The following is a 21,140-nucleotide window of genomic DNA, read 5'->3' as shown; positions in this document are numbered from 1 at the left end:
GCGAAGGCGCACCGTAATGGCCAACGCGGGCCGAACCCTTGACGGCCCGGGGGCGCACGCCCTACTTTCCTGCATCAGACAGGAAAGTTTCCTAACAGTGGCCGCCCCCGACAGGGAAAGGCAGGTGAGAGTCCGGCATGACGACGGGTCCGACCGGCACCCCGGGCACCCCCCGCGTCCTCCGCGCGATGAACGACCGCGCGGCCCTGGACCTCCTCCTGGCCGAAGGCCCCCTGTCCCGTACCAGGATCGGGAAGCTCACCGGCCTCTCCAAGCCGACCGCGTCCCAGCTCCTGGCCCGCCTGGAGACGGCGGGACTGGTCCGCGCCACCGGCACCACGGAAGGCCGGCCGGGCCCCAACGCCCAGCTCTACGCGGTCGACCCGACCGCGGCCCACGCGGCGGGCCTGGACGTCAGGCCCGAGGGCATCCGCGCCGCCGTCGCGGACATCACCGGCCGCGTGGTCGGTGAGTCCGCCCTGCGCACCCCGGGCCGCCACGCCACCCGACCCGTGGTGGACCTGGTCACGGAGGCGCTGGACGGCGCGCTGACGGCCGCCGGACTCGTCCGCGCGGACCTGCACCGCCTGGTGATCGGCACCCCGGGCGCGTTCGACCCGAACACCGGCCGACTGCGCTACGCCTCGCATCTGCCGGGCTGGCACTCCCCCACCCTGCTCGACGACCTCGCCGCGGCCCTGCCGCTGCCGGTCGGGTACGAGAACGACGTGAACCTCGCGGCCGTCGCCGAACAGCGGCTCGGCGCGGCCCGCGGCCACGACGACTTCGTCCTGCTGTGGAACGAGGACGGACTCGGCGCCGCCCTGGTCCTCGGCGGACGGCTGCACCGGGGCTGGACCGGCGGCGCGGGCGAGGTCGGGTTCCTGCCCGTGCCCGGCACCCCGCTGATGCGCCAGGTCACCCGGGTCAACAGCGGCGGCTACCAGGAACTCGCGGGCGCCCAGGTCGTCGGCAGACTCGCCCGGTCCCTCGGGATCACCCCGGTACCCCAGGGCCCCCACCCCGAGGTCGCCGCGGCCCTGATCCGGCGCGCCGCCGAACACCTCGCGGACCCCGAGGCCTCCCGGCACACCGGCGGGCAGGGCGGTCCGTACCAGGAACTGCTGCGTACGTACGCCACCGGGCTCGCGACCGGGCTGGCCTCGCTCGTCTCGGTGCTCGACCCCGAACTCATCGTGCTCAGCGGCACGGTGCTCGCGGCGGGCGGTGAGCCCCTGCGCGCACTGGTCCAGGCCGAGCTCGACGACCTGGCCGCGTCCCGGCCGAAGCTGGTCCTCGGCGAGGTCACCGGACACCCCGTACTGCGCGGCGCCCTGGAGAGCGCGCTCGCGGCCACCCGCGACGAGGTCTTCGACACCTCCCGCGCCCCCTAGACCCCACCCGCACCACAAAGCAGTACTCGCACCGCCGTCCCACCGCACGACCACCCCCAGCGCAACCCGCACAAGCCGTACAAGCCGCACAACCCGTACAACCCGCAAGGCCCAGCAAGGTTCAGCTCGACCCAGCTCAGCCCAGCAAGGCCGACCCCGCCCGGCCGGCAACCGCACCACAACACCCCCGCAAGGTCGGCCGGGCCCGGCACCGCCGTACGGAACGCGCACGCACCGCACCGCCCCCGCACCGCCCGCACCACCCGTCCCGTACGGCGCACGCACCTCGTCCCGTTCGTCCCGACCCGCGCAAGGGAGACACCGTCATGCCCGGACTCCGCCGGAAGACAGCGACCGCGCTCGCCGTGACCACCTCGATAGCCCTGTTCGCCACGGCCTGTACGGGCCAGTCCGACACGGGCGCCGACGACGACGCGTCCCAGGACACCAGCATCACCTTCTGGCACGGCTGGACCGCGCCGTCCGAGGTGAAGGCGATCAAGGAGAACATCGGCCGCTTCGAGGACGCCCACCCGAACATCAAGGTGAAGGTCGTCGGCGGGATCAACGACGACAAGCTGAACCAGGCTTTGCGCGCGGGCGGTTCCAAGGGGCCCGATGTGGTGTCCTCGTTCACCACCGCGAACATCGGCAAGTTCTGCTCGTCGGGGGCCTTCACGGATCTCGCGCCGTTCATCGAGAAGGACAAGGTCGACCTGGAGAAGACCTTCTCGAAGGTGCTCCTGGAGTACACGCAGTTCGAGGGCAAGCGCTGCGCGCTGCCGCTGCTCTCGGACGCGTACGGCCTCTACTACAACAAGGACGAGTTCAAGAAGGCCGGGATCAAGGCGCCGCCCAGGACCTGGAGCGAGTTCCTCGCTGTCGCCAAGAAGCTGACGAAGACCAAGGGCGACAGTTACGAGACCCTGGGGTTCATGCCGAACTACCACGGCTACGAGACGGTCGTCTCGCACTACATGTCGCAGTGGGACCACGCGTACTTCGACGCGAACGGCAAGTCCAACATCGCCAAGGACCCGTCTTTCGCCGAGATGTACACGTTCCAGAAGAAGATGGTCGACGAACTCGGCGGCTTCAAGAAGCTGGAGAAGTACCGCACCACCTTCGGCGACGAATGGGCGGCGGAGCACCCGTTCCATCTGGGGCAGGTCTCCATGCAGCTCGACGGTGAGTGGCGGCTCGGGATGGCCGAGGCGACCGATCCCGGCTTCGAGATCGGGGTGGCGCCGCTGCCCGTCGCGGACGACGAGGCGGCCGACTACGGCAAGGGCTATCTGTCGGGCACGATCATGGGCATCGCGCCGCAGAGCAAGAAGAAGAACGCGGCCTGGAAGCTGATGAAGTACATGACGACCGACACGGACGCGGTCGTGCAGTTCGCGAACGGGATCAAGAACGTCCCGTCCACCCTGGCCGCCCTGGACTCCCCGGATCTGAAGCTGGACCCGCGGTTCAAGACGTTCCTGGACATCGCCAAGCACCCCAAGTCGAACACCTCGCCCGGCGCGGTCGACGGGATCGGCTATCAGAACACGCTCCAGGACTTCGGCTACCAGTTCGAGGCCGGCAAGGTGAAGGACCTGAAGGCCGGTCTGGAGAAGACCGCGCGGCAGATCGACACGGACCTCGCGAAGGTCACCCGGTAACCGTGGCCACCCAGTACACGCTGCGTGCGAAGCGCCGGAAATCGGCGCTTCGTACGCTGGCCTTCCTCTCGCCCTGGCTGATCGGGTTCGCGGTCTTCTTCGCGTACCCGCTCGTGTCGACCGTCTACTTCTCGTTCATGCAGTACGACGGCTTCACGCCGCCGACCTGGAACGGGTTCGACAACTGGTCGTACCTCTTCAACGACTTCCCGAAGTTCTGGCCCGCGATGCAGAACACCTTGTGGCTGGTCCTGGTGATGGTCACCTGCCGGGTCACCTTCGGGCTGGCCATCGGCATGCTGATCACCAAGATCAAGTCGGGTACAGGAGTCTTCCGGACCCTGTTCTACCTGCCCTACCTCGCCCCGCCGGTCGCGGCGACGCTGGCGTTCGTGTTCCTGCTCAACCCGGGGACCGGCCCCGTCAACTCCGTCCTGGAGTCGGTGGGGATCTCCGCGCCCAGCTGGTTCAACGACGCGGACTGGTCCAAGCCCGCGCTGACCGTGCTGGCCGTGTGGGGCATCGGCGACCTCATGGTCATCTTCATGGCCGCCCTGCTCGACGTGCCGAAGGAGCAGTACGAGGCGGCTGAACTGGACGGCGCCTCCCGCTTCCAGCGGTTCCGGTTCGTCACGCTGCCGAACATCTCCCCGATCATCCTGTTCGCGGTGGTGACCGGTGTGATCGCGGCGATGCAGTACTACACCCAGCCGATCGTCGCCGCCAAGGTCGCCTCCGGGCGCATGGGCGGGTCCGGCCAGCCGTTCGAGCCCGGCTATCCGGAGGCGTCGACGCTCACCCTGCCCCAGCTGGTCTACAACGTCGGCTTCCAGCGCTTCGACTACGGCACCGCCTGTGCGGGGGCGCTCGTCCTGTTCGTCCTCGCCATGGCGTTCACCGCACTGCTCATGCGGCGCCGCGGCGGCCTCATCGGGACAGGTGACTGAACCATGGCCCAGCCGACCGAGAAGAAGAACCCGGCCGTGCCCACCGCACGGCCCGCGTCCCGACCCGTCACACCCGCCCAGCGCACCGCCCGCCGCAAGGCCCTGCTGCACTGGATAGCCGTGCACTCGCTCGGCGTGGCGGCGGCCCTGTTCTTCCTGCTGCCGTTCGTCTTCGTGCTGCTGACCTCGCTGATGAGCGACCAGCAGGCACTCACCCGCGATCTGTGGCCGCGGGACTGGAAGTTCGACAACTACCTCACCGTGTGGGAGACCCCCGGCTTCCTCACCTGGTGGCGCAACACGCTGCTCTACGCGGGCCTCGGGACCGTGCTGTCGGTGGTCTCCTCGATCCCGGTGGCTTACGCGCTCGCCAAGTTCCGCTTCCGGGGCCGCAGGCTGTCTCTCATGCTGGTCATCTCGATGATGATGCTGCCACCGCAGGTCATCATCATCCCGATGTACCTGTTCTGGGCGAAGCAGATGGACATGTCGGGATCGCTCTGGCCGCTGATCATCCCGATGGCCTTCGGCGACGCGTTCTCGATCTTCCTGCTGCGCCAGTTCCTGCTGACGATCCCGGACGAGTACCTGGACGCGGCACGGGTCGACGGCTGCGGGGAGCTGCGGACCCTGCTGCGGGTCGTCCTGCCGATGGCCAAGCCGGGCATCGCCGCGGTCGCCCTGTTCCAGTTCTTCTACGCCTGGAACGACTACTTCGGACCACAGATCTACGCGTCCGACAACCCCGCCGCCTGGACCCTCAGTTACGGACTGGAGTCCTTCAAGGGCGCGCACCACACCAACTGGAACCTGACCATGGCCGCGACCGTGCTGGTCATGGCACCGGTCATCCTCGTCTTCTTCTTCGCCCAGAAGGCGTTCGTCGAGGGTGTCACGCTCACTGGAGTGAAGGGCTAGAACAACTGATGAAGCTCACCGTGGTCGGCGGAGGATCGACCTACACCCCGGAACTCATCGACGGGTTCGCGCGCTTGCGGGACACCCTCCCCATCGAGGAACTCGTCCTCGTCGACCCGGCCGCCGACCGGCTGGAGCTGGTCGGCGGACTCGCCCGGCGGATCTTCGCCAAGCAGGACCACCCCGGCGTCATCACCACGACCGGTGATCTCGACGCGGGCGTCGAGGGCGCCGACGCGGTCCTGCTGCAACTGCGCGTCGGCGGCCAGGCCGCCCGCAACGACGATGAGACATGGCCGCTGACCTGCGGCTGCGTCGGCCAGGAGACCACCGGGGCGGGCGGCCTCGCCAAGGCGCTGCGGACCGTGCCGGTGGTCCTCGACATCGCCGAGCGCGTCCGGCGCACCAACCCGGACGCCTGGATCATCGACTTCACCAACCCGGTCGGCATCGTGACCCGGGCTCTGCTGAGCGCCGGGCACAAGGCCGTCGGGCTGTGCAACGTCGCCATCGGCTTCCAGCGCCGCTTCGCCGCGATGCTGGACGTCACCCCGGGCCAGGTCCACCTCGACCATGTGGGGCTCAACCACCTCACCTGGGAGACCGGGGTACGCCTCGGCGGACCCCAGGGCGAGGACGTGCTGCCCCGGCTGATCGCGGACCACGGCGACGCCATCGCCTCCTCGCTCAGCCTGCCCCGCCCGCTCCTCGACCGGCTCGGCGTGGTGCCCTCGTACTACCTGCGCTACTTCTACGCGCACGACGAGGTCGTCCGGGAACTGGGCACCAAGCCGTCCCGGGCCGCCGAGGTCGCCGCGATGGAGAAGGAACTCCTCGCGATGTACGGGGACCCCGCGCTGGACGAGAAGCCCGCGCTGCTCGCCAAGCGGGGCGGCGCCTTCTACTCGGAGGCCGCCGTGGACCTCGCCGCCGCGCTGCTCGCCGGCGGCGGCAGCCCGTACCAGGTGGTCAACACCCTCAACCGCGGCACCCTGCCGTTCCTCCCGGACGACGCGGTGATCGAGGTGCAGGCGTCCGTCGGCCGGGACGGCGCGAGCCCGCTGCCGGTGCCGAAGCTGGACCCGCTGTACGCGGGGCTGATCGCGAACGTCACCACGTACGAGGACCTGGCACTGGACGCCGCGCTGCGCGGGGGCCGTGACCGGGTGTTCAAGGCGCTGCTGTCCCATCCGCTGATCGGCCAGTACGAGTACGCGGAAGCCCTCACCGGCGAACTGATCAGCCACAACCGGGAGCACCTCACGTGGGCATGACCGGCTCCGTGCCCGGACCGCCGCCCCCCGCCGGGGCCGCGGTGCTCGCGATCGACGCGGGCAACAGCAAGACCGACGTCGCGGTGGTCCTGGCGGACGGCACCGTCGCCGGGACCGGCCGCGGCGGCGGGTTCCAGCCGCCGAAGGTCGGGGTGGAGGCGGCGGTCGACGTCCTCGCCGTGGCGGTACGGGCCGCGCTCGCCGAGGCCGGGACCGACTCCGTCGGCCATGTGTCGGCGTGCCTCGCCAACGCGGACCTCCCGGTCGAGGAGGCCCAGCTCGCCGAGGCGCTGCGCCGCCGGGGCTGGAGCGAGCGGGGCAGTGTGGACGTCCGCAACGACACGTTCGCCATCCTGCGGGCCGGGGTCACCGAACCCCTCGGGGTGGCCGTGGTCTGCGGCGCGGGCATCAACTGCGTGGGGATGCGGCCCGACGGGCGGACCGCGCGGTTCCCCGCGATCGGCAAGATCTCCGGGGACTGGGGCGGCGGCTTCGGGCTCGCGGAGGAGTCGCTGTGGCACGCGGCGCGCGCCGAGGACGGACGGGGCGCGCCGAGCGCGCTGGCCCGTACGGTGCCGGCGCACTTCGGGCTGGACTCGATGCCCGCGCTGATCGAGGCGCTGCATCTCGGGCACATCCCCTTCGCGCGGTGGCACGAGTTGACGCCCGTGCTGTTCGCGACGGCGCTGGAGGGGGACGCGGTGGCCCGGTCCCTGGTGGACCGGCTCGCCGACGAGGTGGTGAGCATGGCCGTGGTGGCGCTGGGGCGGCTGGAGCTGCTGGACGAGGTGGTGCCCGTGGTGCTCGGGGGCGGGGTGCTGGCCGCGCGGCATCCGCAGTTGGACGAGGGGGTGCGGGAGCGGCTCGCGGCGCGGGCGCCGAAGGCGGTCGCGCAGGTGGTCTCCGCGCGGCCCGTGCTGGGCGCTGCGCTGCTGGGGCTGGACCATGTCCGGGCGGAGGCGGAGGCGTTCACACGTGTCCGCCAGCACTTCACACCTGGGGCGCCCTGACCGGTCCCTGGGCTGGACGCACTTGTCCCCGTGCGGGTCGCTCGTGGGGTGCGCAGTTCCCCGCGGGTCGCCTTCGCTCGCGCCGCTGGGTCTCCTGTGCTGGACGCACTTGTCCCAGTACAGGTCGCTCGTGGGGTGCGCAGTTCCTCGCGCCCCTGAGGTCGCGCCCCTTACGGTTCCCGTTCGGGTGCGGATGGCCCCTGGTTGCTCGCGCAGTTCCCCGCGCCCCTGGGGTTCCACACCTGGGCGTACCTGTTCCCGTGCAGGTACGTCCGGGGGTGCGCAGTTCCTCGCGCCCCTGAGGTCGCGCCCCTTACGGTTCCCGTTCGGGTGCGGATGGCCCCTGGTTGCTCGCGCAGTTCCCCGCGCCCCTGGATGCTGCCCCCTTGCGGTCGCTCTTCGGGTGCGGGGCCGTCCTCGTCTTCGCGCAGTTCCCCGCGCCCCTTTGGGGGCGCCCACCTGGGGCTGTCGTCAGGGTGCGGGCCGGCATCAGCCCGGGGCCGGGGTTCAACCACCCTCCTCGCGGACTCGCCCGGCTACGGGAGGGGGTGGGCGGGAATCTCTGCTCGCAGACTCCGATGCTCTTCAGTCGGGCAAGGTCACGTCGTACCGAGCGTGTCGGATCGAGGACGGAGAATCCCGACCGGCACCGACCCAAAGAACCGGCAGAAGGCGCCCCGACAGGGGCGCGGGGAACTGCGCAAAAACGACGAGCGACGGCACAGGAACGAAGTTCGCCCCGCCGGACGGACCTCAGAAGCGCAAGCGAAGGCGACCCGCGGGGAACTGCGCGAAACCACCGAGCGACGGCACAGGAACGAAGTTCGCCCAGCCGGACAGACCCGGGACGACCCGCACAGGGACAAGTGCGTCCCGCCGGACGGACCTCAAAGGCGCAAGCGAAGGCGACCTCGTGGAACCGATGGGGGCTGGGGGACGTATTCACCAAGGGGGGCACAAGATCGAGTCAATGCCGGTGCGCGGCACCGCTCGCACCGCGATACTTGCCGCACCGCACACGCGAGGAAACGCACACGGATGACCACGGGGGAGGTCGCATTGACGCAGACGCCGAGCCGAGGCGCGCAGCCGAACGGCACCGTACAGCCCGGCGCCCAGCCGCCCGTACCGACGACGCAGCCACCCCCGCCCGGCGCCCCGCCGCCCCCGCCGCCCCGCACGGCGTGGGCCGAAGGCGTGGACCGGCTGCGCGCTGCGGCGACGACGGAGCCCGGCAGGCTCAGGATCATCGGCGCCGTGCTCGCGGCGCTCGTACTCGCGTTCGGCGGGGTCACGGCCTGGCAGATGACGGACCGCGCGACCGCCGCGGACCACGTGCTGAAGCGCAGCCAGCCCCTCACCCGGGACGCGGCGGCGGTGTACCGCTCGCTGGCGGACGCCAACACCGCGGCGTCCAGCGGATTCCTCGCGGGCGGCCAGGAGCCGCAGGAGGTGACCCGGCGCTACCGGCAGGACATCGAGACGGCGTCGGAGAAGCTGGCCACGGCGGCGACCAGCGCGGAGCCCGGCTCCGCGTCGGCCGCGGCGATCGCCGAGCTGAACCGGCTGCTCCCGCAGTACACGGGTCTGGTGGAGCGCGCCCGCGCGAGCAACCGCCAGGGCCTTCCCCTCGGAGGCGCCTATCTGCGGTACGCCAACGAGAAGATGCAGACGGAGATGCTTCCGGCGGCGGAGAAGCTGTACAAGGGCGAGAACACGCGCCTGCGGACGGACTACGACAGCGCGACGCCCTATCCGTGGGTGGCGCTGGCCCTCGGCGTGGTGGCGCTCGGCGCGCTGGGCTGGGCGCAGCGCCGCAACTACCGGCGCACGAACCGGGTGTTCAACCACGGGCTGCTCGGGGCGACCGCGGCGTCCACGGTGGTGGTGCTGTGGCTGGCCGTCGGCCACACCGTGGCGCGCTCGGGGCTCAACGACTCCTACGAGCACGGCGTACGCTCGCTGAACGTGCTGAACGACGCCCGTATCGCGTCGTTGAAGGCGCGGGGCAACGAGAACCTGACGCTGGTGAGCCGGGGCGCGGAGACGGTGAAGGTCGGCGACGACCAGGTCGACAAGTTCGATGTGGCGTTCGACGAGCAGATGGGTTTGCTCGCCGGTTCCGCGGGCACACCGGGTCTGCTGGCGCAGGCGTCGGAGCTCGCGGACGACACGGACGGCAGTACCCCGGTGTCGGACGCGACGGACGCGATGAAGGAATGGCAGAAGCGTCATGACGTGGCCCGTGAGCGGGACGACGCGGGGGACTACCAGGGCGCGTTGAACAAGATCATCGGCACGGGGGACGACAAGTCCACGGGCGAGTGCTTCGACGCGGTCGACGCCGCGCTGGACAAGGCGCTCACGCACGAGCGGGGCGAGTTCGAGAAGGCGGCCGAGAGCGGCCGGGGCGCGATGACGGGCCTGGCGCCGGGTTCGGCCGCGGGCGCGGTGCTGGCCGCCGCCGGCGCGCTGCTGGGTATCGGCCGCAGGCTTTCGGAGTACCGGTGAGAGGGGACGCGACGATGCGTGCGCGACGCGTGAGCCTGCGGGGCTGGGGCGGGGTCGCCGCGATGGCGGTGGCCTGTGTGCTGACGGCGCTCTTCGTCCTGCTGCCGGTGACCCGCGGCGGCGGGAGCGGTGCCCCCGCGCTGGGCGGCACGGGGGTGGCCGACGTCATCCGGACGAAGGCGGCGGACTGCAAGCCGGAGGCGTCGAGCCTGCGGCCCTCGACGTCGAACGCCGGGCCCACGGTGTCCGAGATCCGCGAGCGGGGCCGGCTGGTGATCGGCGTGGACCAGAACAGCTACCGCTGGGGCTACCGCGACCCGAACAAGGAGAGCGGCAGCCTTGAGGGGTTCGACATCGATCTGGCGCGGGCGATAGCCGACGCGATACTCCCCGAGGGCGGTACGGTCCAGTACCGGGCCATTCCGACGAACCAGCGGATACCCGCCCTCAAGGACGGGCATGTCGACATGATCGTGCGGACGATGACGATCACCTGCGAGCGCCTCAAGGAAGTCGACTTCTCGACGGCCTACTTCAAGACGGGGGTGCAGGTCTTCGCTCCGCGTACCTCGCCGATCACCGGCTTCAACGGCACGCTGGCCGGCAAGCGGGTCTGCTCGGCGACGGGCTCCACGGCCGAGACGGAACTCAAGAAGCGGAGCTTCGGCGCGGACATCTCGGTGACGGTGCCCAACCAGCTGGACTGCCTGGTGCGGCTCCAGCTCGGTGAGGTCGACGCGGTGGTGACCGACAGCGCGCTGGCGGCGGGTCAGGCGGCGCAGGACCCGACCGTCGAGCTGAAGGGCAAGCCGTACAACACCGAGTACTACGGCGTCGCGATGAAGAAGGGCGCGGACGATCTGGTCCGCCGGGTCAACCAGGTGCTGGTGGACTACCGGCGGGGCGACTGGCAGGAGTCGTACGACGACTGGCTGGCGGAGGACCTCGGCAAGGGCGGGAAGCCGCCCGAGCCGCAGTACCGCGACTGAGCGGGGGCACCGGCCCGCCGGACACCGACCGCACGGCCGGACATGGGCGGCAGGGCCCGGCACCACGAGGGCTGAGCACCACGACGGCCGGGCACGACAGGGCACCGCAGGGCAGAGCACCGCAGGGCAGGACGGCGGCGGACCGGACCCGGTCCCCGGAGCGGCACGGAGAACGGCGAGGTGATCGATGGGCGGCACGGGTCCCGCTGGTCCGGTGATGGACCGGGACGAGGTGGACCGTGCGCTGGCGCGGCTCGGCGCGGAGCACGAGGCGATCGAGACCTCGCTCCTCGCGCTTCAGGACCACGCGGGCCGCAGGCTCCTCGAAGGCGCCCGGCTGACCGGTGTCACCCAGGAGCGGTGGGCCGTGACGGACGGCGCGATCACCCTGCTGTGGACGTACTTCGACCGCTACACGGAGGTGCTGCGGTCGGCGCGCGAGCTGCGGGCCCGCAGGCGCTGGTCGAACCAGGAGGATCTGACGCGGCTCACGGAGCTGCTGCGCGGGGAGAGCGTCACCGTGCCCGGCGGGCAGCCCGTCCCGGGCGGGCAGCCGATGCCGGCGATCACGGGCCCGGCGAAGCTGAGCAGCAGTTTCACCCTGGAGGACCTGGTCTCCCGGATGAACGACCTGTACGCGGCCTCGCTGGACGTGGTGGTCGCGGCGGACGCGGTGTGGTCGGCGCTGCCCGCGCGGATCGATCTGCTGGCGGCGGAGCTCCAGCGCACCCGCGGGCTCGCCCACTCGGTGGGGGTGCGGCCCGGTGAGCATCCCTCGGGCGACGATCTGGAGCGCATCACCCGCACGCTGACGGCGCTGCGGGAGCAGGTCGTGTCGGACCCGCTGGAGTTCTGGCGCCCCGCGCGCGGGAGTTCGGCGCCCGGCGGCGGCCGTCCGGACACCGAGCGGTACGACCGGGAGGCCCGCGCCCTGGACGAGGTGCGGCGCGAGATCGACGCGGTGCTGACGGTGCGTCAGGACGCGGAGTCACGGCTGATGCGGCTGCGGGACATCCTGTCCCGCGCGGACCGTACGCTCGCGGAGGCCCGTTCCGCGCGCGGGGAGGTGCTGGCGAAGATCGCGGCTTCGGAGGTCCCGGCCGTGTCGGGTCCCTCCACGGCCCTCCAGGAGCAGGTGTCGACGGCGGCGGAGTACCGTCGCCATGGGCAGTGGCACCGGCTGTCGCCGCTGCTGGAGGCGCTGGAGCGGCGCGCGGAGGACGAGTTGCTGCGGGCGCGTGAGTCGCTCACGGCGGTGACGGCCCCGCTCGCGGTCCGCGCGGAGCTGCGGGGCAGGCTGGACGCGTACAAGGCGAAGGTGGCACGGCACGGCATGGCGGAGGACCCGCTGCTCATCGAGCGGTACGACGTGGCGCGCCGGATGCTGTGGAGCGCGCCGTGCGATCTGCGGGCGGCGGAGTCGGCGGTGCTGCGTTATCAGCGGGCGGCGGCCGAGGTGCTGGTGCCCGCGGTGCCCGAGCAGAGCGGTCCCATGGACCGGAGGGGGGAGCGATGACCGAGACGACATGCCAGCGGCCCGAATGCGAGGGCCTGTACGAGGACATGGGCGGCGGTGAGCTGTACTGCGGCACCTGCGGTCTGGCCCCGGTGGTCGCGCCGGGCGGGTCCGGCAGCCGTGGCACGGGCGGCACCCGGGGTTCGCGCAGTACGTCGACCCGTGGTTCCCGGGCGTCGTCCCGTACCTCGTCGCGGTCGTCGGCGTCGCGCCGTTCGGTGTCCGGGCGGCTGTCGCGGTCGGTGTCGGGGCGGTTGACGGCCCGGTCGGTGTCGGTGCGCAGTTCCGGCGCGGCGGCGTCGGCGACGAGCCGGGGGCGGCTCGGCGCGGGCCTGGTCGAGGTGCCGGGGGTGCCGCGTCCCGATCCGCGTGTGATGGTGCTGGACAACCCGGAGGTCCCGGAGCGCAAGCGGTTCTGCTCGCGTTCGGACTGCGGGGCGCCGGTGGGCCGTTCGCGCGGCGAGCGGGAGGGACGTACGGAGGGGTTCTGCACCAAGTGCGGCCATCCGTACTCGTTCGTGCCGAAGCTGCGCGGCGGGGACATCGTGCGCGGGCAGTACGAGGTGATGGGCTGTCTGGCGCACGGCGGGCTCGGCTGGATCTATCTGGCGATAGACCGCGCGGTGGCGGACCGCTGGGTGGTGCTGAAGGGTCTGCTGGACACGGGTGACCAGGACGCGATGGCGGCGGCGATATCGGAGCGCAGGTTCCTCGCCGAGATCGAGCACGCGAACATCGTCCGGATCTACAACTTCGTCGAGCATCTCGACCAGCGCACCGGCTCGCTGGACGGGTACATCGTCATGGAGTACGTCGGCGGCAAGTCGCTGAAGGAGATCGCCAACGAGCGGCGGACCCCCACCGGCAAGCGCGACCCGCTGCCGGTGGAGCAGGCGTGCGCGTACGGCATCGAGGCGCTGGAGGCGCTCGGGCATCTGCACAGCCGCAATCTGCTGTACTGCGACTTCAAGGTCGACAACGCCATCCAGACCGAGGACCAGCTGAAGCTGATCGACATGGGCGCGGTACGGCGTACCGACGACGAGGAGTCGGCCATCTTCGGGACGGTGGGGTACCAGGCCCCGGAGGTCGCGGACGTGGGTCCGTCGGTGGCGTCGGACCTGTACACGGTGGCGCGGACGCTCGCGGTGCTGACGTTCGACTTCCAGGGCTACACGAATGTGTTCGTGGACTCCCTGCCCGATCCGGAGAACATCGAGGTCTTCCGGACGTACGAGTCGTTCTACCGGCTGCTGGTACGGGCCACCGACCCGGACCCGGCGCGCCGGTTCGCGTCCGCGCAGGAGATGGCGGAGCAGCTGACGGGTGTGCTGCGGGAGGTCGTCGCCGTCCAGACGGGCCGCCCCAAGCCCGCGCTGTCCACGCTGTTCGGCCCGGAGCTGAAGGTCACGGACACCGTGCTGTTCGGGACGGCCGGGGTGGAGGTGTCGCTGCTGGGCGAGCGGACCTCGGGCGGAGCGCGCGGCCGGAGGGCCGTCCCCGGCACACCCGGCGGTACGGCGCTGCCCGGCGGCCCGTTGCCCGGCGGTACGGCGCTGCCCGGCGCACCCGGGCCCGCCGCCCTGGCCGCCCCCGTACCGTCGAACGGCGGACCCGGCGCCACGGGAGCCGTCCCGGTCGCCGGTACCCCCGGCGCGGCCACCGTCCCGCATCAGGGCGGGGCGCCCGGGACCGGCGGCGGGCCGTCCTCCCCCGCCGCCCTCGCCCCCGGCCCGGCGCGAACCGGCACGCCGGTTCTTCCGCTGGGGGCGACCGCGGCGGCGCTGGCGCTGCCCGTGCCGCATGTCGACCCGCACGACCCCAACGCCGGTTTCCTCGCCGGTCTGATGGCGACCTCGGCGCCCGCCGAGCTGATCGGCGCGCTGCGATCCGCGCCGGGGACGTCGCTGGAGCTGCGGCTGCGGGAGCTGCGGGCCCTGCTGGAGATGGGCGAGGCGGGGGCCGGGCGGGCGCTGGCCGCGCTGGAGCGGGACCACGCCGACGACTGGCGGGTCGTCTGGTACCGGGGTATCGGCTCGCTCGCGGCGGGCGACCACGAGACGGCGGCGCTGTCCTTCGACGCGGTGTACGACGCGTTCCCCGGCGAGCCCGCGCCCAAGCTGGCGCTCGGGGTGTGCGCGGAGGTGCTGGGTCAGCTGGACAACGCCGCCGAGTACTACCGGCTGGTGTGGACGACCGACCCGAGCTATGTCTCGGCGGCGTTCGGGCTGGCCCGGGTGCGGCTCGCGGCGGGTGACCGGGGGGGCGCCGTCCGGGCGCTGGAGTCGGTGCCGGAGTCCTCGATCCACTACACGGCGGCCCGGGTGGCGGCGGTCCGCGCCCGGCTGCGGGGGCGCCCCGGCGCGGGGCCGGACGAGCCGCTGCTGGACGATCTGACGGCCGCGGCGGGCCAGGTGGAGGCGCTGGAGGGCTTCGGTCTCGACGCGGTCCGGCGGGAGCGGCTGTCGGCCGAGGTACTGGGCACGGCGCTGGACTGGGTACTCTCCGGTGGCCGGGGGTCCGCCCCCGCGGGCGCCGCGGGTGGCCGTACCGCGCTGCTCGGCAGTGAGCTCGACGAGCGCGGGCTGCGGTTCGGGCTCGAACGGTCGTACCGCACGCTGGCGCGGCTCGCGCGGGGCGGCGAGGAGAGGATCGAACTGGTGGAACGTGCCAACCGTTTCCGCCCCCGGACATGGGTGTGATTGATGTCGTCGGAGCAGCCCGAGTCGGCAGCCGGTTCCCGGTGCCCCAGGTGTGCGGAGCCGTTGGAGCCGGGTGACCGGTTCTGCGGGTTCTGCGGTCGCGGTGTGTCGCCGGACGGGACCGGCCAGGAGGACCATCCGACCATCGCGATGCAGAGCCCCGGGGCCGTGGGCGCCGTCCCGGGTGCCCCGGCGGGCGCGGTGCGGTGGCCCACCGCGCCGGAGGTGGACAGCGCGGACACCCCCGCGCCGGTGCATCTGGCGACCGATCTCCCGGGCACCACGTCCGGCGGCGGCGAACTCCCCCCGGGAGAGCCCGCGTCCGACGGCACCGGCCCGCGCTACCGCACGGACGACCCGTCCGAAAGCCCCACCGGCACCGGCGACTACCCGCTGCCCGCCCCCGACCCCCGGGCCCGTCCCGCCGGCGAGGCCCCCGAGGCACCGGAAGCGGGGACGCCCACCGGTGAGGACCCGGGGCACGAGCCCGCCGCGCAGCCGCCCGCGGGGACCGGCGCGAGCCCCCGCACCTGTGTCTTCTGCGGGGTGGGCCGAGTGGCCCTGGACGACTACTGCGAGCACTGCGGCAAGGCCCAGCCGAGGGAACGCGACCATATGGAGACGTCGTTGGACACCCTCGCGGCGGTCAGCGACCGGGGGCTGCGCCATCACCGCAACGAGGACGCGTACGCCGTCTCCCCCGCCACGCTGCCCGACGGCTCCCCGGCCGTGGTGGCGATCGTGTGCGACGGGGTGTCGTCGGCGAGCCGTCCCGACGAGGCGTCACTCGCGGCGTCCCGCGCGGCGAGCGCCCGCGTCCTCGATCTGCTGGCCCTCGGGACGCATCCGCAGGCGGCCATGCACGAGGCGATCCTGGCCGCGTCCGAGGCGGTCAACGCGCTGGCCGGGGACGGCGGCGCGGACCAGGAGCACGCCGCCCACCAGAACGCGCCCGCGTGCACCCTGGTGGGCGCGATCGTCGCCAAGGACCTGCTGATCATCGGCTGGGTCGGCGACAGCCGCGCCTACTGGGTGCCGATCGACCGCGAGGGCCCGTCGGCGCGGCTCACCGAGGACGACTCCTGGGCGGCGCAGATGGTCGCGGCGGGCCTGATGAGCGAGGCCGAGGCGTACGCCGACGAGCGCGCCCACGCCATCACGGGCTGGCTCGGCGCCGACGCGTACGAACTGGAGCCCCACACCGTGTCGTTCAAACCGGACCGGCCCGGGATCGTCGTGGTGTGCACCGACGGTCTGTGGAACTACGCCGAGTCGGCGGACGAGATGGCCTCGGTGCTGCCGGTGGACGCGGCGGACCGGCCGCTCCAGGCGGCCCGGACGATGGTCGGACACGCCCTGGACGGCGGGGGCCACGACAACGTAACAGTGGCCCTGGTTCCGTTCCCGGTCCCCGGGCAAGGGGCAGGATCGGCCTGGGGCGCGGCGGCGGAGCGGACGGCCACCGGCGGTCCGTGACCGGGGGGGCCACCGTCACCGGAGTCGATGACAGCAGCACGCCCACGCGTCGTGGGACCACGAGGGGGAGCGGAGACCATGGCCAATTTCTCGAAACCGTCCGTACCGCGGTTCTCGGTTGAGGTGTACCAGAACGAATACCTGCCGGAGGGCGGGCGTGAGGTCAACGCGATCGTGACGGTCACCGCGACCGGTGGCGGCACGGTCGGTCAGGTGGCCGGCGGGTCCCCGTCGTACCGGCCCGGGCAGGTCCCCGACGCGGCCGTGGTGATCATGGTCGACTGTTCGGGGTCGATGGACTACCCGGCGACGAAGATGCGCGGCGCCCGGGACGCGACGGCCGCCGCGATCGACACCCTGCGGGACGGGGTGCGGTTCGCTGTGGTCGCCGGGACGCATGTCGCCAAGGAGGTCTACCCGGGCGGGCAGGGCCTCGCGGTGGCGAGCGCGACGACCCGGGGTCAGGCCAAGGAGGCGCTGCGCCAGCTGACGTCCGGGGGCGGCACCGCGATCGGCACCTGGCTGCGGCTGGCCGACCATCTGCTGGATTCGGCGGACGTCGCGATCCGGCACGGCATCCTGCTCACCGACGGCCGCAACGAGCACGAGACGCCCGAGGCGCTGCGGTCCGCCCTCGACGCGTGCGCGGGCCGCTTCACCTGTGACGCCCGCGGTGTTGGTACGGACTGGGAAGTGAAAGAGGTCACAGCGATAGCCTCCGCGCTGCTCGGCACCGCGGACATCGTCGCCGATCCGTCCGGGCTCGCCGCCGACTTCACCGGGATGATGGAGGCGGCGATGGGCAAGGAGATCGCCGATGTGGGACTGCGGCTGTGGACCCCGATGGGCGCCGAGGTCAAGTTCGTGAAGCAGGTGGCGCCGAAGGTCGAGGAGCTGACCGGGCGGCGCACCGAGGCGGGTCCCCGGGCGGGCGACTACCCCACCGGTTCATGGGGCGACGAGTCCCGTGACTACCACGTATGCGTCGAGGTGCCCGCCGCCTCCATCGGTCAGGAGATGCTCGCGGCGCGGGTGTCCCTGGTGATCGGGGAGCCCGACGGGACGACGCGGACCCTCTCCCAGGACCTGGTGCGGGCGGTGTGGACGGACGACATGGCGGCGTCCACGTCGATCAATCCGCAGGTCGCGCACTACACCGGACAGGCCGAACTGGCACGCGTCATCCAGCAGGGACTGGACGCCCGCAAATCGGGCGATGTGGACGGGGCGACGGCGAAACTGGGCCGCGCGGTCCAGCTCGCGAGCGCCTCCGGGAACGCGGACACCGCCAAACTGCTCGCCAAGGTGGTGGACGTGGTCGACGCGGCTGCGGGTACTGTGCGACTGAAGGCGAAGGTCGAAGTGGCCGACGAGATGACTCTCGAAACACGGTCCACCAAGACCGTCCGCGTGAAGAAGTGAGCAGACGGTAACGGCCTCACCGCCGTTGCCCGTCCGGCCCCCGGCCGGGCGGACCGACATCCGGCCCAGGCCGGAAGAGGAGAGGGGGAGGCGCCGACATGCCGACCTGCCCGAACGGACACCAATCGGGTTCGGACGACTGGTGCGAGGTCTGCGGTCACCGCATGGCCGGTGCCGTGCCGCCGCCACCGCCGCCGTCCGCCCAGGGGTACGGCTACCCGCCGCCCGTGCACGGCGGGCAGTCGTCGGGGAGCGCGGTACAGGACCCCATACAGCCCGAGTACTGCCCGCAGTGCCACACCCCCCGGGAGAGCGGGGCACCGTTCTGCGAGGAGTGCCGGTGGAACTTCCTCACCAACACGGCCACGTCGTACACCCCGGCCGCGCCGCGTCCGCCGGGCGGCGGTCCCGGGCCCGGCCCCGCGCCGTCGCATTTCCCGCCGCCCGCGGGAGGACCCCCTGGCGGGCCCCCGCAGGCTTCGGGGCACGACCCGTTCGGGTACCAGGGGTCCCGTCCCTCGCAGGTGAACCGGCCCGCCGAGCCGATCCCGCCGTTCGGCGGCCCCCCCGGGGGACCGCCGCCCCCGCCGCAGGGCGGTCCCGGCGCGCCGAGCGCCTTCCAGCAGCAGTCCGGTCCCCCCGCGCCGCCCGCGTACCCCGGCTCCTTCCCGGACGCCGGACCGCGGCAGGGGCCGCCGCCTCCCCCGCCCCCCGGGCAGGGCTTCGGCAACGGCAACGGTGACGACTGGGTGATCCCGCCGCCCTCGGGCTCCCAGCACGGCCAGCACGGCCCGGGGAGTCAGCACGGCCACGGCGGTCAGCACGGCCAGGGCGGACCGGGCGGCCAGGGCCCCGGTGGCGGCGATCATCTGCCGTACACCCAGCCGGGCCCCGGGAGCTATCAGCAGCCCGCGAACTGGTCGGCGACGATCGGTCCGGACCGTGACTACTTCCTGGCGATGATGCAGCGTTCCGGGCCGGAGGCGGCCGGGCTGAACCTGCCCGCGTACTCGCCGGAGCAGCAGCGTCCGCTGATCGGGAACCAGATCACCATCGGCCGGCGGCGGCACTCCACGGGCGAGGTCCCGGACATCGACCTGTCCGTGCCGCCGGAGGACCCGGGTGTCTCGCACCAGCACGCGAAGCTGGTGCAGCAGCCGGACGGCGGCTGGGCGATCGTGGACCAGAACTCCACCAACGGCACCACCGTGAACGGCTCCGACGAGCCGATCCAGCCGTTCGCCCCCGTACCGCTCCAGGACGGCGACCGGGTGCATGTCGGGGCGTGGACGACGATCACGATCCACCGCGGCTAGCTTCTTCTTCCGTCCGGGAACGGCTGTCGGGGCACGCGGGATCCCGCGTGCCCCGACAGCCGTTCCCGTCGATGCCCCCGCCGCTCCCGTCCCCGTTCGTTCGGTGCCGGGTCAGTGCGGGAGGGGCCAGGCGTACGGGCCGTCGGGGTCGTCGAGCCAGGCCCAGGAGTGCTCGCCGCGGACGGTGACCCCGTAGCGTTCCCGGGCCGGACGGCCCTCCCGCTGCCACAGGGTGAGGGCGTCGTGCGGGTCCAGGGTCCCGGCGGTCAGCGCCAGCAGGAACTGGAACAGTTCGCTGTGCAGGGCGCGGCGCGGGAGCCCGCCCGAGTAGCCGGGTTCCGGCAGATGGCGGGCCGCGCCACGCAGCGGCACGAAGTACGCCGAGGTGTGCAGGAAGCGGCCCTCGGCCTGGTCGGGGCCGCGCACGGTGAGACGGATCAGTCCCGTGGCGAGCGGCGCGAGGACCAGCGCGTCCGGCGCGCACTGCGCGAGCCAGGCCCGGGGTACGGACGGCAGGGTGCAGGTCGCCATGATCCGGTCGAAGGGGGCCCGGCCCGGCCAGCCCCGGGCGCCGTCGCCGGTGACGACTGTGGGGGTGTGTCCGGCGGCCCGCAGATGGGTGCGCGCGGACTCCGTGATCTCCGTGTCGAGGTCGACGGTGGTGACCCGGGCGTCGGTGACCCGGTGGGCGAGGAGCGCCGCGTTGTAGCCGGTGCCCGCGCCGATCTCCAGGACCCGGGAGTCGGGCCGTACCCGCAGTTCGGCCAGCATCCGGGCCATCAGCGAGGGCTGGCTGGACGACGACAGCAGCTCACCGTCGCGCAGCCGGGTCGCGAGCGGGGCGTCCGCGTAGGCGCCGCGTACCCAGCGCACCCGCCGGGCCGGGTCCGGGTCCTCGCGCCACAGCCGCTCATGGCCGCCGGCCGTGCCGATCCAGTAGTAGGGCACGAAGAGATGGCGCGGCACCTCCTCGAACGCGGTCCGCCAGCCGGGGTCGGCCTCGAAGGCGCCGCTCGCGGCGATCGCGCGGACCAGTCCCGCGCGGGCCTCGGCGGCGATCCGTTCCAGGTCGTCACCGGGGGCGGCGGGGTCGTCGGGCGCGGGATGCGGGGCCATGCCTCCACTGTGCTGTGCCGCGGCGGGCTGCGCGAGGGCTCCGGGGCCCCGTATCCGGGTCCTAGGACCCGGGTCCTCCGTCATCCCGTCTGAGACCATGGACGGTGTGAACGAGATCCGGCGAGGCACGCTTCAGGAGCAGACCTTCTACGAGCAGGTCGGTGGTGAGGAGACCTTCCGCCGTCTGGTGCACAGGTTCTACCAGGGGGTCGCGGAAGACCCCCTGCTGCGTCCGATGTATCCGGAGGAGGACCTCGGGCCCGCCGAGGAGCGTTTCACGCTGTTCCTCATCCAGTACTGGGGCGGTCCGCGGACGTACAGCGACACCCGCGGGCATCCCCGGCTGCGGATGCGGCACGCCCCGTTCCAGGTGGACCGCGCCGCGCACGACGCGTGGCTGCGGCACATGCGGGACGCGGTGGACGAGCTGGGGCTGGCCGAGGAGCACGAGGAGCAGCTGTGGCGGTACATGACGTACGCCGCCGCTTCCATGATCAACACTGAGGGCTGACGCCCGGCTCCCCCTCCTCCGACGACGAACCGGGGTCCGCCGCCCCGCTGTCCGCCGCCCCGCTGTCCGGCGCCCTGGTGGCTTGGTGCCCTGGTGGCTTGGTGCCCCGCTGTCCGATGTCGCGGGTTTCGGTGGCCCGGTTCTCAGCAGCCGGTTCCCGGTGTCCCCGGTCCGGTGCCCAGGGGCGGCTTCGCCATGCCCGTTCCCGGACGCTCCGGGGCGCCGGAACCGTCCCCGACCTCCCGATAGTCGGATTCCGGTCGTCATTTTCCGGTCCATCCCCTTTCCCCGGCCGGGGAACCTCTGAAAACATCCAGGGGACCTTCGTCGAACACGCGTGGCCCACCGGTCTGTCCGGTCCCGGTGCCCCC

Annotated in this window: 15 protein-coding genes; 14 read left to right on the top strand and 1 reads right to left on the bottom strand. The window is 72.4% G+C overall.

Annotated features, from left to right (window positions below):
* Positions 1-137: 137 nt before the first annotated feature.
* The 13 genes from OG711_RS26135 to OG711_RS26075 all read left to right on the top strand — a co-directional run bounded on the left by OG711_RS26135 (position 138) and on the right by OG711_RS26075 (position 19,142).
* Positions 138-1,394 carry an ROK family transcriptional regulator gene (locus tag OG711_RS26135; RefSeq protein WP_329560771.1) on the top strand — a complete coding sequence of 419 codons (1,257 nt, stop codon included), beginning with the start codon at positions 138-140 and terminating at the stop codon, positions 1,392-1,394.
* A gap of 326 nt (positions 1,395-1,720) precedes the next feature.
* Complete coding sequence (locus tag OG711_RS26130) at positions 1,721-3,061, top strand: ABC transporter substrate-binding protein (RefSeq protein WP_073793754.1); 1,341 nt, start codon at positions 1,721-1,723, stop codon at positions 3,059-3,061.
* Positions 3,062-3,063: 2 nt separating this feature from the next.
* Positions 3,064-4,008 carry a carbohydrate ABC transporter permease gene (locus tag OG711_RS26125; protein ID WP_073793755.1) on the top strand — a complete coding sequence of 315 codons (945 nt, stop codon included), beginning with the start codon at positions 3,064-3,066 and terminating at the stop codon, positions 4,006-4,008.
* 3 nt (positions 4,009-4,011) lie between these two features.
* Complete coding sequence (locus OG711_RS26120; protein ID WP_073793756.1) at positions 4,012-4,926, top strand: carbohydrate ABC transporter permease; 915 nt, start codon at positions 4,012-4,014, stop codon at positions 4,924-4,926.
* An 8-nt stretch (positions 4,927-4,934) separates the two neighbouring features.
* On the top strand, positions 4,935-6,200 hold the full coding sequence (locus tag OG711_RS26115; protein WP_329560766.1) for a 6-phospho-beta-glucosidase: 1,266 nt from the start codon (positions 4,935-4,937) through the stop codon (positions 6,198-6,200).
* Entirely contained in the window at positions 6,197-7,210 is a 1,014-nt protein-coding gene (locus OG711_RS26110) for an N-acetylglucosamine kinase (protein WP_073794348.1), read from the top strand. The genes OG711_RS26115 and OG711_RS26110 overlap by 4 nt, the downstream gene beginning before the upstream one ends.
* A gap of 1,038 nt (positions 7,211-8,248) precedes the next feature.
* Entirely contained in the window at positions 8,249-9,721 is a 1,473-nt protein-coding gene (locus OG711_RS26105; RefSeq protein WP_073793758.1) for a hypothetical protein, read from the top strand.
* 14 nt (positions 9,722-9,735) lie between these two features.
* Positions 9,736-10,710 carry a glutamate ABC transporter substrate-binding protein gene (locus OG711_RS26100; protein ID WP_073793759.1) on the top strand — a complete coding sequence of 325 codons (975 nt, stop codon included), beginning with the start codon at positions 9,736-9,738 and terminating at the stop codon, positions 10,708-10,710.
* A 187-nt stretch (positions 10,711-10,897) separates the two neighbouring features.
* Complete coding sequence (locus tag OG711_RS26095) at positions 10,898-12,226, top strand: hypothetical protein (protein ID WP_073793760.1); 1,329 nt, start codon at positions 10,898-10,900, stop codon at positions 12,224-12,226.
* A complete protein-coding gene (locus OG711_RS26090; RefSeq protein ID WP_329560762.1) occupies positions 12,223-14,928 on the top strand; it encodes a serine/threonine-protein kinase in 2,706 nt (901 codons plus the stop codon). The genes OG711_RS26095 and OG711_RS26090 overlap by 4 nt, the downstream gene beginning before the upstream one ends.
* Positions 14,929-14,931: 3 nt before the next feature.
* Complete coding sequence (locus tag OG711_RS26085) at positions 14,932-16,404, top strand: protein phosphatase 2C domain-containing protein (RefSeq protein ID WP_329560759.1); 1,473 nt, start codon at positions 14,932-14,934, stop codon at positions 16,402-16,404.
* 78 nt (positions 16,405-16,482) lie between these two features.
* Positions 16,483-17,826, top strand: coding sequence for a vWA domain-containing protein (locus OG711_RS26080; RefSeq protein WP_073793762.1), 1,344 nt, complete (start codon positions 16,483-16,485; stop codon positions 17,824-17,826).
* A 98-nt stretch (positions 17,827-17,924) separates the two neighbouring features.
* Complete coding sequence (locus OG711_RS26075; protein ID WP_073793763.1) at positions 17,925-19,142, top strand: FHA domain-containing protein; 1,218 nt, start codon at positions 17,925-17,927, stop codon at positions 19,140-19,142.
* 111 nt (positions 19,143-19,253) lie between these two features.
* On the opposite strand, the gene OG711_RS26070 is transcribed toward OG711_RS26075, so the two are convergent.
* Complete coding sequence (locus OG711_RS26070) at positions 19,254-20,258, bottom strand: methyltransferase domain-containing protein (protein WP_073793764.1); 1,005 nt, start codon at positions 20,256-20,258, stop codon at positions 19,254-19,256.
* Positions 20,259-20,355: 97 nt separating this feature from the next.
* On the opposite strand from OG711_RS26070, the gene OG711_RS26065 reads away from it, so the two are divergent.
* Entirely contained in the window at positions 20,356-20,769 is a 414-nt protein-coding gene (locus tag OG711_RS26065) for a globin (RefSeq protein ID WP_073793765.1), read from the top strand.
* Positions 20,770-21,140 lie beyond the last annotated feature (371 nt).

Origin of the sequence: Streptomyces uncialis (genome assembly GCF_036250755.1) — a bacterium.
Classification (GTDB): Bacteria; Actinomycetota; Actinomycetes; order Streptomycetales; family Streptomycetaceae; genus Streptomyces; species Streptomyces uncialis.
This window is presented reverse-complemented; position numbering and strand designations above follow the sequence as displayed.

What these genes read in the sequence shown, in the direction of transcription:
- OG711_RS26075 (WP_073793763.1), top strand. Translation starts at nt 17,925, where the DNA reads ATGCCGACCTGCCCGAACGGACACCAATCGGGTTCGGACGACTGGTGC.
- OG711_RS26085 (WP_329560759.1), top strand. Translation starts at nt 14,932, where the DNA reads ATGTCGTCGGAGCAGCCCGAGTCGGCAGCCGGTTCCCGGTGCCCCAGG.
- OG711_RS26135 (WP_329560771.1), top strand. Translation starts at nt 138, where the DNA reads ATGACGACGGGTCCGACCGGCACCCCGGGCACCCCCCGCGTCCTCCGC.
- OG711_RS26100 (WP_073793759.1), top strand. Translation starts at nt 9,736, where the DNA reads ATGCGTGCGCGACGCGTGAGCCTGCGGGGCTGGGGCGGGGTCGCCGCG.
- OG711_RS26065 (WP_073793765.1), top strand. Translation starts at nt 20,356, where the DNA reads ATGGACGGTGTGAACGAGATCCGGCGAGGCACGCTTCAGGAGCAGACC.
- OG711_RS26130 (WP_073793754.1), top strand. Translation starts at nt 1,721, where the DNA reads ATGCCCGGACTCCGCCGGAAGACAGCGACCGCGCTCGCCGTGACCACC.
- OG711_RS26110 (WP_073794348.1), top strand. Translation starts at nt 6,197, where the DNA reads ATGACCGGCTCCGTGCCCGGACCGCCGCCCCCCGCCGGGGCCGCGGTG.
- OG711_RS26120 (WP_073793756.1), top strand. Translation starts at nt 4,012, where the DNA reads ATGGCCCAGCCGACCGAGAAGAAGAACCCGGCCGTGCCCACCGCACGG.
- OG711_RS26105 (WP_073793758.1), top strand. Translation starts at nt 8,249, where the DNA reads ATGACCACGGGGGAGGTCGCATTGACGCAGACGCCGAGCCGAGGCGCG.
- OG711_RS26090 (WP_329560762.1), top strand. Translation starts at nt 12,223, where the DNA reads ATGACCGAGACGACATGCCAGCGGCCCGAATGCGAGGGCCTGTACGAG.
- OG711_RS26115 (WP_329560766.1), top strand. Translation starts at nt 4,935, where the DNA reads ATGAAGCTCACCGTGGTCGGCGGAGGATCGACCTACACCCCGGAACTC.
- OG711_RS26095 (WP_073793760.1), top strand. Translation starts at nt 10,898, where the DNA reads ATGGGCGGCACGGGTCCCGCTGGTCCGGTGATGGACCGGGACGAGGTG.
- OG711_RS26080 (WP_073793762.1), top strand. Translation starts at nt 16,483, where the DNA reads ATGGCCAATTTCTCGAAACCGTCCGTACCGCGGTTCTCGGTTGAGGTG.
- OG711_RS26070 (WP_073793764.1), bottom strand. Translation starts at nt 20,258, where the DNA reads ATGGCCCCGCATCCCGCGCCCGACGACCCCGCCGCCCCCGGTGACGAC.